Annotated in this window: 10 protein-coding genes; 6 read left to right on the top strand and 4 right to left on the bottom strand. The window is 61.4% G+C overall.

The features are described 5' to 3' along the window. Positions 1-92: 92 nt before the first annotated feature. From gsiB to iaaA, 3 genes are read right to left on the bottom strand one after another with little or no spacing between them, the layout of a single operon-like run. Complete coding sequence (gene gsiB / locus GVK32_RS23050; protein ID WP_159870532.1) at positions 93-1,634, bottom strand: glutathione ABC transporter substrate-binding protein GsiB; 1,542 nt, start codon at positions 1,632-1,634, stop codon at positions 93-95. A 37-nt stretch (positions 1,635-1,671) separates the two neighbouring features. After that, positions 1,672-3,528: a glutathione ABC transporter ATP-binding protein GsiA gene (gene gsiA / locus GVK32_RS23045; RefSeq protein ID WP_159870535.1), complete on the bottom strand. Its 1,857-nt coding sequence runs from the start codon at positions 3,526-3,528 to the stop codon at positions 1,672-1,674. Between the two features lie 13 nt (positions 3,529-3,541). Further along, positions 3,542-4,483, bottom strand: a complete 942-nt coding sequence (iaaA, locus tag GVK32_RS23040; RefSeq protein WP_159870538.1) for a beta-aspartyl-peptidase — start codon at positions 4,481-4,483, stop codon at positions 3,542-3,544. Between the two features lie 254 nt (positions 4,484-4,737). On the opposite strand from iaaA, the gene moeA reads away from it, so the two are divergent. The 6 genes from moeA (at position 4,738) to GVK32_RS23010 (ending at position 12,643) form a co-directional block, all read left to right on the top strand. Then, positions 4,738-5,973, top strand: a complete 1,236-nt coding sequence (moeA, locus tag GVK32_RS23035) for a molybdopterin molybdotransferase MoeA (RefSeq protein WP_159870541.1) — start codon at positions 4,738-4,740, stop codon at positions 5,971-5,973. Continuing rightward, positions 5,973-6,728, top strand: coding sequence for a molybdopterin-synthase adenylyltransferase MoeB (moeB, locus tag GVK32_RS23030; RefSeq protein WP_159870544.1), 756 nt, complete (start codon positions 5,973-5,975; stop codon positions 6,726-6,728). The genes moeA and moeB overlap by 1 nt, the downstream gene beginning before the upstream one ends. Positions 6,729-6,882: 154 nt before the next feature. Continuing rightward, positions 6,883-7,782, top strand: coding sequence for a glycyl-radical enzyme activating protein (locus GVK32_RS23025; protein WP_159870547.1), 900 nt, complete (start codon positions 6,883-6,885; stop codon positions 7,780-7,782). Positions 7,783-7,786: 4 nt separating this feature from the next. Further along, entirely contained in the window at positions 7,787-10,219 is a 2,433-nt protein-coding gene (locus GVK32_RS23020; RefSeq protein ID WP_159870550.1) for a formate C-acetyltransferase/glycerol dehydratase family glycyl radical enzyme, read from the top strand. Between the two features lie 202 nt (positions 10,220-10,421). Further along, positions 10,422-11,237 carry a Cof-type HAD-IIB family hydrolase gene (locus tag GVK32_RS23015; protein WP_132511743.1) on the top strand — a complete coding sequence of 272 codons (816 nt, stop codon included), beginning with the start codon at positions 10,422-10,424 and terminating at the stop codon, positions 11,235-11,237. Positions 11,238-11,377: 140 nt separating this feature from the next. Continuing rightward, a complete protein-coding gene (locus GVK32_RS23010) occupies positions 11,378-12,643 on the top strand; it encodes a DUF1479 domain-containing protein (protein WP_159870553.1) in 1,266 nt (421 codons plus the stop codon). Here GVK32_RS23010 and GVK32_RS23005 read toward each other — a convergent pair. Continuing rightward, a complete protein-coding gene (locus GVK32_RS23005) occupies positions 12,640-13,713 on the bottom strand; it encodes a LacI family DNA-binding transcriptional regulator (protein WP_159870556.1) in 1,074 nt (357 codons plus the stop codon). The genes GVK32_RS23010 and GVK32_RS23005 overlap by 4 nt on opposite strands. Between the last annotated feature and the right edge of the window lie 126 nt (positions 13,714-13,839).

Raw genomic sequence — 13,839 nt, 5'->3', positions numbered from 1 at the left:
CTCCTCACCCGAACCCTCTGCGCGGACGGCAGAGGGAGCAAGGCCCGGCACCCTCTCTCCGAAAGAGAGGGTTGGGATAAAGGTAACCACCGTCACTGGGCTAAATCCGCCTGCTCAAAGCTGAATCCGGTATCCGGCTGGATATAAAAACCGCTCAGGTTCTTACTGTGCGCGGAGACCAGTTTTTCCACCACCAGCGGCACCCACGGCGACTCTTTCCAGATAATCCCCTGGGCCTGCTTGTAGAGCCGCGTTTTTTCCTGCGCGTCGGTCGTCTTCAGGGCATCGGTAAGGTCTTTATCCACCTGCGGATTGCCGTAGAAGGCGGTATTAAACAGGGTTGGCGGCCAGTTTTGCGAGGCGAACAGCGGCGACAGCGCCCAGTCGGCTTCACCGGTCGAGGCCGACCAGCCGGTGTAGAACATGCGCACCCCGCTCTCTTTCTGTCCTTTACCTTCCACTTCCGCCGCGCGCTGGCCGGCATCCATCGCCGTCAGCTGTGCCTTAATGCCCACCTGCGCCAGCTGCTGCTGGGTAAACTGCAGCACCTTCTGGGCGGTGCTGTGGTTATGCGATGACCACAGCGTGGTGCTAAAGCCGTTCGGGAAGCCCGCCTCTTTGAGCAGCTCGCGGGCCTTAGCCGGATCGTACGGCCAGGGTTTAAAGGTTTCGGCATAGGCGATGGACGGCGGCACGACGCCGGTCGCCGGCGTGGCGTACCCGGCGAAGGCGACCTTCACCAGCGCCTGGCGGTTGATGGCGTAGTTAATCGCCTCGCGCACCTTCGGATTATCAAACGGCTTCTGCGTGACGTTCATGCTGATATAACGCTGCATGATTGACGGGCTGGCAACCAGCTCCAGCTTGTCGTTTTTCGCCAGCAGCGGCGCCTGCTCGTAGGGGATCGGGAAGGCAAACTGCGCTTCGCCGGTTTGCAGCATCGCGGCGCGGGTGTTGTTATCCACCACCGGACGCCAGGTAATAGAGTCCAGCTTCGGCAGGCCCGGCTGCCAGTAGCCGGCAAACTTCGTCACCTTCACAAAATCGGTCTGGTTCCAGGTATCGAGCTGATACGGGCCGGTGCCGACGGGATGGAAGCCAATCTCTTTGCCATATTTTTTCAGCGCCGCCGGAGAGATCATCGCCGTAGCCGGGTGGGCCAGGACGTTGATAAACGCCGAGAAAGGCTGTTTGAGGGTGATTTTTACCGTCGCCGAGTCAACCGCTTCGGTGCTGGCGATATTTTTGTACAGGTTATAGCGCTTGAGATGGTTTTCCGGATTGCTGGCGCGGTCGAGGTTGGCCTTCACCGCCTCGGCGTTAAAGTCGGTGCCGTCCTGGAACTTGACGCCCGGGTGCAGCTTAATGGTGTAGACCAGGCCGTCGGGCGAAACGGTATAGCTCTGCGCAAGAACGTTTTCCAGCTTCATCTCTTTATCGAGGCCGAACAGCCCCTGATAGAACGACTTGGCCACGGCCTGGGATAAGGTGTCGTTGGCATCATAAGGGTCGAGGGTCGTGAAGTTAGAGCCGACCGCCACCACCACATCTTTTGCGGCCAGCGCCGGCGCCGTCGCCAGCGCCGAAGCGACTCCCAGCGCCAGCAACCATTTGCGTGATACGCGTTGTGTCATGTTGTTCTCCTGAAATGCTGCGTTATTGGTGTCGTTGTTATCTGCCCAGCACGTCGGCGGCAGGTTCCCGGGCAACGAAATGCCCGGGCCCTACCTGTTGTAGCGGCGCGCTGGCTACCGCTTCCCCTCGCTTATAGATGTTGCCCGGCAGCTCGTCTGAAAGCAGTACGCGCTGCGGATGACGATGCGCCGGGTCGGCTACCGGTACGGCGGCCATCAGCTTGCGGGTATAGGGATGCTGCGGGTTTTCAAACACGGCGCGACGCGGGCCAATCTCAACGATCCGCCCGCGATACATCACCGCAACGCGATGGCTGATGCGTTCAACCACCGCCATATCATGGGAAATGAACAGAAAGGCGATGCCCATTTCACGCTGGAGATCGAGCATCAGGTTAATAATCTGCGCGCGAATCGAGACGTCGAGCGCCGAAACCGACTCATCGGCAATCACCACTTTGGGATTCAGCGCCAGCGCCCGCGCAATGCATACGCGCTGGCGCTGGCCGCCGGAAAACTCGTGCGGATAGCGCCAGGCGTGCTCCGGCTGCAGGCCGACGCGTTCAAGCAGCCAGGCCACGCGCTGACGGGCCGCCTCGCCTGCCAGCAGCCCGTGCACGCGCAGCGGCTCCATGATCGAGTAACCCACCGTTTGCCGCGGATCGAGCGAGGCGTACGGGTCCTGGAAAATAAACTGTATATCGCGGCGCAGCGCCTGCAGCTTACCGCTTGCCAGGGTATCGATACGCTCGCCGTTAAACACGATAGTCCCGCTCTCGGTCGCCACCAGCCGCAGCAGCGCCCGACCGGTGGTGGATTTACCGCAGCCGGACTCGCCGACCAGCGCCAGGGTTTCCCCCGGCCAAAGGTCAAAGCTGACTTTTTCAACCGCATGCACCTCGCGGGTCACCCGGTTCAAAATGCCGCTGCGCAGCGGGAAGCGCGCCACCAGGTCGCGCACCTGCAGAATCGGCTCGCCGGCGACGACGGTATCCTGTTCGCCGTCATCGGGCGCGCTCTGGTTGAGCAGCGGGAAGCGGCGCGGCAAATCGCTGCCGCGCATCGAGCCTAAGCGCGGGACCGCCGCCAGCAGCGCCTGGGTATAGGGATGCGTGGGCGCGCGGAAAATATCCTCAACCGTTCCGCTCTCCACCGCTTCGCCGCGGTACATCACCAGCACGCGGTCGGCAATATCGGCCACCACGCCCATATCGTGAGTAATAAAAATAACCCCCATCTCCATCTCTTTTTGCAGCACGGCAATCAGCTGAAGGATCTGCGCCTGAATGGTGACATCCAGCGCGGTGGTGGGTTCATCGGCAATCAGCACGGCCGGGCGACAGGAGAGCGCCATAGCGATCATCACCCGCTGGCGCATGCCGCCGGAGAGCTGATGCGGATAGCGCGACAGCATCGCTTCAGCCTCCGGTATTCGCACCTGGTCGAGCATTTTTTTCGCTTCGCGCAGAGCCTCGCCATGGCCCAGATTCTGGTGCAGGCGAATAGACTCGGCGATCTGTTCGCCGATGGTAAATACCGGATTCAGCGAGGTCATCGGCTCCTGGAAAATCATCGCGATATCCGCCCCGCGCACGTGACGCATTGCCGAAGCGGACTGGTCGCTCAGCGCAATGACCTGACGATTGCGCCGACGCAGCCACAGCGCGTCGCTACTGATCTGGCTGGCGGCGTCATCGAGCAGGCGCATCAGCGCCAGCGCGGTGACCGACTTCCCCGAGCCCGACTCGCCGACGATGGCTAACGTTTCGCCGCGCCGCAGGTTGAACGAAAGATGCCGCACCGCGGAAAAGGTCTGCTGCTCCTGGCTGAACGTTACGTTCAGATCGCGCACCAGCAGAACATCATTGGCGTCGATTTCTTGACTATGCGGCAACGTCCCTACCCCCTTATTCCCGATAAATTCCAATAGTGGGCGTATCGCCCGCGTAGCACCAGGCCCGATACATGCCTTCGCTGTTAAACGGCAGCACCACGTTACCTTCTCTGTCGATGGCAATCAGGCCGCCACTGCCACCGAGGGCCGGCAGCTTCTCCATCACCACCCGCTCGCAGGCCTCATGCAGGCTCAGGTTCGCGTACTCCATCAGCGCGGCGATATCGTAGGCCGCCAGGGTGCGGATAAACACCTCGCCGGTGCCGGTACAGGAGACCGCCACGCTGGCGTTATTGGCGTAGCAGCCGGCGCCGGGCAGCGGGCTATCGCCAACGCGTCCTGGAAGCTTGTTGGTCATTCCGCCGGTGGAGGTCGCGGCGGCGAGGTTGCCGGCGATATCCAGCGCCACCGCACCGACGGTGCCCATTTTATGCCGCTCGTCCAGCGGCGCGGCGCCGTGGTCGAGGAGTATCTCATCGTCCGCCTGCGCCTGCTGCAGCTGCAGGCGGCGTTCGGTGGTCGAGAAGAGATCGTTTTCTACCCACGCCATCCCGAGAGAGGCGGCGAACGCCTCCGCCCCTTCGCCAATCAGCAGCACGTGCGGGCTCTGCTCCAGCACCAGCCGCGCCGCCAGTACTGGGTTGCGCAGATGCTTAACGCCGGCAACCGCCCCGGCATGCAGGCTGTTGCCGTCCATTACGCAGGCGTCGAGTTCATGGGTGGCGTCCCGGGTAAATACCGACCCAATGCCGGCGTTAAACAGCGGACACTCCTCCAGCTGGCGCACCGCCTCGGTCACCGTATCCAGCGCGCTGGCGCCCGCCGCCAGCATTTTCTGCCCGCTATCGACAATCGCCGACAGCGCCGCCACGAACTGCCGCTCGCGCTCCGGCGTCAGCTGCGAGCGGCTAATTGCCCCCGCGCCGCCGTGAATTGCTATCACCGCCTTGCTCATTCCGCTATTCCTTCCTGCTGCGCCGATCCGCCGTGGGTTGCGCTATTGATTCACGCCGCATCAGGTCTCTGCCCTCGCAAAGCGAGCTTAAATAATAAAGTGTATAGATATCATTATCGTGCTGACTGTCCTATACAATTTTTGAATATAGAAAGAGCGGACGGTGATGTAAAGCCTGTACCCAGGTGGCATATAGCCGCCCGCACTTTTCTGCCATAATAGGCGTTTTCGATGTTTGCCCGCAGGAGAAACCCATGGATTTTACCGCCGGACTGATGCCTCTCGACACAGCCCTGACCCAGATGCTCAACCGTATTACGCCGCTGAATGCGGTGGAAACCGTGCCGCTGTTGCAGGCCTTTTCGCGCGTCACCGCCCATGATCTCGTTTCGCCGCTGGACGTCCCCGGGTTTGATAACTCGGCAATGGACGGCTACGCCGTACGCCTTGCCGATCTTGCCGACGGCGCGGCGCTGCCGATCGCCGGGAAAGCGTTCGCCGGCCAGCCGTTCCACGATGCCTGGCCCGCAGGTACCTGCATTCGCATTATGACCGGCGCGCCGGTGCCGCAGGGCTGCGATGCGGTGGTGATGCAGGAAGAGACCGAGCAAACCGCCGACGGCGTTCGCTTCATCGCCGCGGTCAAGGCCGGCCAGAATATTCGTCGGCGCGGGGAAGATATCGCTCAGAGCGCGGTGGTGTTCCCGGCCGGTACGCCGCTGACCGTCGCGGAGCTGCCGGTGCTGGCATCGCTGGGCATCGCCGACGTCGAGGTGGTGCGTAAAGTTCGCGTGGCGGTCTTTTCCACCGGCGACGAGCTGCAGCTGCCGGGCCAGCCGCTTGGCGACGGGCAAATCTACGATACCAACCGCCTGGCGGTGCACCTGATGCTCCAGCAGCTGGGGTGCGAGGTTATCAACCTCGGCATTATCGCCGACGACCCGGCAAAACTGCGGGCGGCGTTTATCGCCGCCGACCAGCAGGCCGACGTGGTTATCAGCTCGGGCGGCGTCTCGGTCGGCGAAGCGGATTACACCAAAGAGATCCTCGAAGAGTTAGGCGAAATCGGCTTCTGGAAGCTGGCGATCAAGCCGGGCAAACCCTTTGCTTTCGGCAAGCTCAGCAGCAGCTGGTTCTGCGGCCTGCCGGGCAACCCGGTTTCCGCCACCCTCACCTTCTACCAGCTGGTGCTGCCGCTGCTGGCGAAACTGAGCGGCAGCGCGAGCGGCGCGCAGCCGATGCGCCTTCGCGCGCGCGCGGCGAAGCGGTTGAAAAAATCCCCGGGGCGTCTCGACTTCCAGCGCGGCGTGCTGCAGCGCAATCCGGACGGCGAGCTGGTGGTGGAGTCCACCGGCCATCAGGGTTCGCACATCTTCAGCTCCTTCAGCCAGGGTAACTGCTTTATCGTGCTAGAGCGCGAGCGCGGTCACGTCGAAGCGGGCGAGTGGGTCGAAGTCGAACCCTTTAACCACCTCTTCGGAGGGCTGTAATGGACGTCGAGCTGAGCGATGAGGAGATGCTGCGCTACAACCGGCAGATAATCCTGCGCAACTTCGATTTTGACGGTCAGGAACGGCTGAAGGGCGCCCGGGTGCTGGTGGTCGGCCTCGGCGGGCTGGGCTGCGCTGCCGCCCAGTATCTGGCGGCGGCTGGCGTCGGCGCGCTTACCCTGCTCGATTTCGATAGCGTCTCGCTCTCCAATCTACAGCGCCAGACGCTGCACAGCGATGCCGCTATCGGTCTGCCGAAGGTGGACTCCGCCCGCGATTCGCTGACGCGAATCAACCCTCACGTGCGGCTCACCCCGCTTAATGCGCTGCTCGACCAGCAGGCGCTGGCGGCGCAGATTGCCGCCCACGACCTGGTGCTCGACTGTACCGATAACGTGGCGATACGCAATCAGCTTAACGCCGGCTGTTTTCAGCATAAAACGCCGTTGGTCTCCGGCGCCGCGATCCGCATGGAGGGGCAAATCAGCGTCTTTATGTATCAGGATAACGAGCCCTGCTATCGCTGCCTGAGCCGGCTGTTCGGCGAGAACGCCCTCACCTGCGTTGAGGCCGGGGTGATGGCGCCGCTGGTCGGCGTCATTGGCTCCCTGCAGGCGATGGAGGCCATTAAGGTCCTGGCCCGGTTCGGCACACCTGCCGCGAGCAGGCTGGTCATGTACGACGCCATGACCTGCCAGTTCCGCGAAATGAAGCTGATGCGCGACCCGCAGTGCGAGGTTTGCGCCAGCCGCTAATCCTTCTCCGGCGGCGGCCGTCGCCGGAAAATTTGTGACCGACTGCGACTTTCCCCTCTTCACCGCAGCCACCCGCCCTGCTTGTTGATTTGCATCAATGCAACTTTCATTCGAAAGTAATTTAATCTTCATATGCAAAAATAAAGGGGGTCTCATGATTTTCAACATTCAGCGCTACTCAACCCATGATGGCCCAGGGATCCGCACCGTCGTATTCCTGAAAGGCTGCTCGCTGGGCTGCCGCTGGTGTCAGAACCCGGAAAGCCGCTCCCGCACGGCGGATCTGCTCTACGACCCCCGCCTGTGCCTTGCCGGCTGCAATCTGTGCCAGCAGGCGGCGCCGGATGTCATAACCCGCAGCCTCGATGGCCTGATTATCCACCGCCAGAAGCTCACCGCCGAAGGCTATGAGTCGCTGCGCGACTGCTGCCCGACCACCGCCCTCAGCGTGTGCGGCGAAGAAAAAGAGGTGGCGCAGATTATGGCCACGGTGCTGCGCGATAAGCCTTTTTACGATCGCAGCGGCGGCGGGGTCACTCTTTCCGGCGGCGAGCCGTTTATGAATCCCGAGCTGGCGCAGCAGCTGCTGCAGGCCAGCCGCGCGGCGGGAATTCACACCGCGGTTGAAACCTGCCTGCACGTGCCGTGGAAATACGTTGAGCCCTCGCTGCCCTGGGTTGACCTGTTCCTCGCCGACCTGAAGCACGTCAACGAAGCCATTTTCAAAGAGTGGACCGACGGCAGCGCCGGTCGGGTGCTCGATAACCTGCAGCGCGTGGCGCAGGCGGGGAAGAAAATCATCATCCGCGTCCCGCTGATTCAGGGCTTTAACGCCGATGAGGCGACGATCGCCGCGATTACCGACTTTGCCGCCGACCGCCTGCGGGTTGGCGAGATCCACTTCCTGCCGTACCACACGCTGGGAATGAACAAATATCAGTTACTCAGTCAGCCCTATACCGCTCCGGACAAACCCCTTGCTGCCCCCGAGCTGCTCGCCTTCGCGCAGAACTACGCTCAGAGCAAAGGTTTAACGGCTACTCTACGAGGATAAAATGATGACCACTCTGAAACTGGACACGCTAAGCGCCCGCATTCAGGCGCATAAAACGGCGCTGGTACATATCGTTAAGCCGCCGGTATGCACCGAGCGCGCCCGTCACTATACCGCCGCCTGTCAGCAGCATCTGGATAAGCCGGTCCCGGTACGCCGCGCGCTGGCGCTGGCTCACCATCTGGCAGAGCGCACCATCTGGATCAAACACGACGAGCTGATCGTCGGCAACCAGGCCAGCGAAGTGCGCGCGGCGCCCATCTTCCCGGAGTATACCGTCAGCTGGATCGAAAAGGAGATTGACGATCTCGCCGATCGCCCAGGCGCCGGCTTTGCGGTCAGCGAAGAGAATAAGCGCATCCTGCATGAAATCTGCCCGTGGTGGCGCGGTCAGACCGTGCAGGACCGCTGCTACGGTATGTTCACCGACGAGCAAAAAGCGCTGCTCGCCACCGGGATTATTAAGGCGGAAGGCAACATGACTTCCGGCGATGCTCACCTGGCGGTGAACTACCCGCTGCTGCTGGAAAAAGGCCTCGACGGCATGCGCGCTAAGGTCGCCGAACGCCGCTCGCGTATTAACCTGACGGTGCTGGAGGATCTGCACGGCGAGCAGTTCCTGAAATCCATCGATATCGTGCTGGAGGCGGTCAGCGATCACAGCCGGCGCTTTGCCGAACTGGCGCGCAGCATGGCGGCAGAAGAAACCCGCCCCTCCCGCCGCGACGAGCTGCTGACTATCGCCGAAGGCTGCGAAATCATCGCCCACGAGCCGCCGAAAACCTTCTGGCAGGCGCTGCAGCTGTGCTACTTCATTCAGCTGATCCTGCAGATTGAATCCAACGGCCACTCGGTCTCCTTCGGCCGTATGGACCAGTACCTGTACCCGTACTACCGTCGCGACGTTGAGCTCCAGCAGTCGCTGGACCGCGAGCATGCCATCGAGCTGCTGCACAGCTGCTGGTTGAAGCTGCTGGAAGTGAACAAGATCCGCTCTGGCTCGCACTCCAAAGCCTCCGCCGGCAGCCCGCTGTATCAGAACGTCACCATCGGCGGCCAGACCCTGCACAACGGCCAGCCGTTGGATGCGGTGAACCCGCTCTCGTACGCGATCCTCGAATCCTGCGGGCGCCTGCGATCGACCCAGCCTAACCTCAGCGTGCGCTACCACGCCGGGATGAGCAACGACTTCCTCGATGCCTGCGTGCAGGTCATTCGCTGCGGCTTCGGCATGCCGGCGTTCAATAACGATGAGATAGTGATCCCGGAGTTTATCAAGCTCGGGATTGAGCCGCAGGACGCCTACGACTACGCGGCGATCGGCTGTATCGAAACCGCCGTGGGCGGCAAATGGGGCTATCGCTGCACCGGGATGAGCTTTATCAACTTCGCCCGCGTCATGCTGGCCACGCTGGAAGGCGGCCGCGATGCCACCAGCGGTCAAATCTTCCTTCCGCAGGAGCATGCGCTGTCGAAAGGCAACTTCAGCAGCTTCGAGCAGGTGCTGGCCGACTGGGATACGCAGATCCGCTACTACACGCGGAAGTCCATCGAGATTGAGTACGTCGTCGATACCATGCTGGAGGAGAACGTGCACGATATTCTGTGCTCCGCGCTGGTGGATGACTGCATCGAGCGGGCGAAAAGCATCAAGCAGGGCGGCGCGAAGTATGACTGGGTTTCCGGTCTGCAGGTCGGGATCGCCAACCTCGGCAACGGCCTGGCGGCGGTGAAAAAGCTGGTCTTTGACCAGGGCGCCATTGGTCAGCAGCAGCTGGCGAAGGCGCTGGCGGAGGACTTCGACGGGCTGACCCACGAGCAGCTGCGCCAGCGCTTAATCAACGGCGCGCCGAAGTATGGCAACGATGACGATAGCGTCGATACCCTGCTGGCCCGCGCCTATCAGACCTATATCGACGAGCTGAAGAATTACCATAACCCGCGCTACGGCCGCGGCCCGATAGGCGGCAACTACTACGCCGGGACCTCATCGATTTCCGCCAACGTGCCGTTTGGCGCCCAGACGATGGCCACGCCGGACGGACGTAAAGCCCACTCTCCGCTAGCCGAAGGCGCGAGCCCGGCTTCCGGGACCGACCACCTCGGGCCAACCGCGGTCATCAACTCGGTCGGTAAGCTGCCCACCGGGGCGATTCTCGGTGGCGTGCTGCTGAATCAGAAGCTCAACCCGGCAACGCTTGAGAACGAGTCCGATAAGCAGAAGCTGATGGTGCTGCTGCGTACCTTCTTCGAGGTGCACAAAGGCTGGCATATTCAGTACAACATCGTCTCCCGCGAGACGCTGCTGGAAGCGAAAAAGCATCCCGACCAGTACCGCGATTTAGTGGTTCGCGTCGCCGGCTACTCGGCGTTCTTTACCGCCCTGTCGCCGGATGCCCAGGACGATATTATCGCCCGTACCGAGCATACGCTGTAGGTCGGCTCCCCGCAGTCAATAACACCCGGCTGGCGCAATGCCCGGCCGGGCTACCCGCTTCCCCAGCGGCTTTGGCCGTTAGGTTTTGAGCGGCAGTACGCCGCCAAAGCCGACGGGTAAACTTTCATTCGAAATAAATTTGTGCTTTGGGTCACATTGTAATTAGAATGTTACTGGTCGCAGTTAAGCCAGGAGCACAGGTATGACCGTTAAAGTTATCGTCACTGATATGGACGGAACTTTTCTCAATGACGCCAAGCAGTATGACCGCTCGCGTTTTCTCGCGCAGTTCGCGCAGCTCAACAAGCAGGGTATTGAATTCGTTGTCGCCAGCGGCAACCAGTACTACCAGCTGATCTCCTTTTTCCCGGAAATTCGCGAGCAGATCTCTTTCGTCGCCGAGAACGGCGCGCTGGTCTACGAGCACGGCCAGCAGCTGTTTCACGGCGAGCTGACCCGCCATGAGTCGCAGATTGTGATCGGCGAGCTGCTCAAGGACCCGCAGCTCAACTTCGTCGCCTGCGGCCTTGAAAGTGCTTACGTCAGCGACCGCGCGCCCGACAGCTTCGTCGCGCTGATGTCAAAGCACTACCACCGTCTGCAGCGCATCGCGAACTACCATGATATCGACGACACGCTGTTTAAGTTCTCGCTTAACCTGCCGGACAGCGATATTCCGCAGCTCATCGATAAGCTGCACGTCTCGCTTGACGGCATCATGAAGCCGGTGACCAGCGGCTTTGGCTTCGTCGATTTAATTATCCCCGGCCTGCATAAGGCCAACGGCATTAGCCGCCTGCTGAAACGCTGGCAGATCTCGCCCCAGGAGTGCGTGGCGATTGGCGACAGCGGCAACGACGCCGAAATGCTCAGGCTGGTGAAGTACTCTTTCGCCATGGCCAACGCCGCCGATAGCATCAAGGCCATCTCCCGCTTTGCCACCGATGACAATAACCACCAGGGTGCGCTGAACGTGATTCAGGCCGTGCTGGACCACGCCGCCCCCTTCAACGAATAGCCTGCCGCCGGGGCCCCCTGCCCCGGATTTTTCCATTTTGTGCACCCCATCCGTTTTTTAAACTTGCATTAACTTAAATTTAACTTAAATTAACGTTTGTAAGATTTAATACTTTCGAATGAAAGCAAAGTGAGGCCATCATGACGGTTATCCATACCAGCGAAACGCTCCCCGCCGACCACAAAGCGGCGATTCGACAAATAAAACAGGATCTGCGCGCGCAAATTGGCGATGTGCAGGCCGTGTTCGATCGGCTGACGGCGCGGATTAGCGCGCATCTGGACGAAATTGACGCCATCAAGGCCCGCGGGGAAGAGGTCTGGCCGATTATCCCGTTCAGCGATATTGCGCAGGGCAAAGTGAGCGATGCCCAGCGCGAGGCCATCAGACGCCGCGGCTGCGCGGTGATCAAAGGTCACTTCTCACGCGAGCGGGCGCTGGCGTGGGATAACTCGATGCTGGAATACCTCGATCTCAACCGCTTCGACGACGTTTACAAAGGCCCCGGCGATACCTTCTTCGGCTCGCTCGACGCCTCGCGTCCGGAGATTTACCCGATTTACTGGTCGCAGGCGCAGATGCAGGCGCGGCAGAGCGACGAAATGGCCGCGGTGCAGTCGTTCCTCAACCGCCTGTGGACCTTTAGCCGGGACGGCAAGCAGTGGTTCGACCCTGACGTCAGCGTTATCTACCCTGACCGCATCCGCCGCCGCCCGCCGGGAACCACCTCGAAGGGGCTGGGAGCGCATACCGATTCAGGCGCCCTCGAGCGCTGGCTGCTGCCGGCTTATCAGCAGGTGTTCACCAACGTCTTTAACGGCAATATCGACGCTTACGACCCGTGGGACGCGGCGCACCGGACCGAGGTGGAAGAGTACACCGTCGATAACACCACCAAATGTTCGGTATTCCGCACCTTCCAGGGCTGGACCGCGCTCTCCGATATGATCCCGGACCAGGGCCTGCTGCACGTGGTGCCGATTCCGGAGGCGATGGCCTACGTTCTGCTGCGTCCGCTGCTCGACGACGTCCCTGACGACGAACTGTGCGGCGTGGCGCCGGGTAAAGTGCTGCCGATTTCCGAGAAATGGCACCCGCTGCTGATTAGAGCGCTGAGCGCGATCCCGGCCATCAGCGCCGGCGATTCGGTGTGGTGGCACTGCGACGTGATCCACTCGGTGGCGCCGGTCGAAAACCAGCAGGGCTGGGGCAACGTGATGTATATCCCCGCCGCGCCGCTGTGCGAGAAGAATCTCGCCTACGCGCACAAGGTTAAAATCGCGCTGGAGAAAGGCGCATCGCCGGGTGATTTTCCGCGTGAAGACTACGAAGCCGACTGGCAGGCGCGCTTTACCCTCGACGATCTCAACGTCCACGGCAAACGCGCGCTGGGCATCGAGGTTTAATCGTCGTACAGACCCTGTTGCTCAACGGCGGTGCGGCGGCTGCCTGGCCGTATCCGCCGCACCGAATCCCGCACCGCCAGCGTGCCGTTTAGCAGCAGCGAGCCGCTCGGGGCCTGAGGGCGGATCAGCCGCTGCTGCAGGAGCTGCACCGCCTCCGTGCCGAGCTCATCGCGCGGGACGTGAACGGCGGTAAGCGGCACATCCTGGATGGCGGCGAGGTTAAACCCGTCGATGCTCATGACCGAGATGTCCTGAGGAACCCGCAGGCCGCGCTTTTGCAGGGCATTGACGGCCCCGACCGCCATATAGTCTCCGCCGACCAGAAAAGCCGTCGGCAGCGGCTTCCCGGCCTGAGCGTCGAGCCACTCCCCCACCCGCTCCTCCGTCTCCCTGGCGCTGAAGTTCGCTACGCCTATCAGATCCCGCCCGTCGGTGAAGCGCAGGTTGCACGCGCGCCAGGCCTCCTTGATGCCCACCAGCCGCAGCTCCATGGTGTAGCGGCGCAGGCACATCACGTTCATGACCGCCCGATGCCCCATCTCAAACAGATAGCGCGCGGCAAACTGGCCGATCAGCCGGTGATCCGGGGCGATCGACGACAGGCGCATGCCCTCATCCCGGCAGTTGATCAGCACGCAGGGTTTGGCAAAATCGGCGGCCAGATCGTGAATGTGCGGATCGTCAATACCCAGCAGAATAGCCGCCTCGGTCTCCGCTTCGTTCATGCGGGCCAAAAACAGGTTGGCGTCGCTGTCGTTCTCTTCCAGCGCGCAGGTCCGCAGGCGGACCTCATGCGGAGCCAGCGCATTATTGATGCTCTGAATCACCCGGTAGTAATAGATATCGGAGCGCTCATCAAACGCCCGGGAAGGGGCGAAAACCACCAGGCTGTTCAGCAGCATGCGTCCGGCGGCGAGCCCCTCCATCACCCCCATTTCGCGGGCGCACCGCAGGACCCGCTGACGCGCCTTTTCGCTGGTGTTCGCTTTACCCGCCAGCACCCGGGAAACGGTACTCGCCGACATCCCCGTACGGGCCGCGATTTCGGCAATTCTCAGCTTTTTATCCATTTTGTGATCCAGCTCCATCTTGCAAATGGAAGAATTTTCATGGCACTAAAAAGCAGTTTATCAAGCTAGATTCGCTACCTGTCGTGAGCATTCCCTCATCTCATGAGAAAACTTGCATAAATAAGG

It is taken from the genome of Klebsiella sp. 18074 (assembly GCF_902705905.1).
Taxonomy (GTDB): domain Bacteria; phylum Pseudomonadota; class Gammaproteobacteria; order Enterobacterales; family Enterobacteriaceae; genus Klebsiella; species Klebsiella terrigena.
The sequence above is the reverse complement of the archived record's forward strand: the minus strand, read 5'-3'. Positions and strand labels throughout refer to the sequence as shown.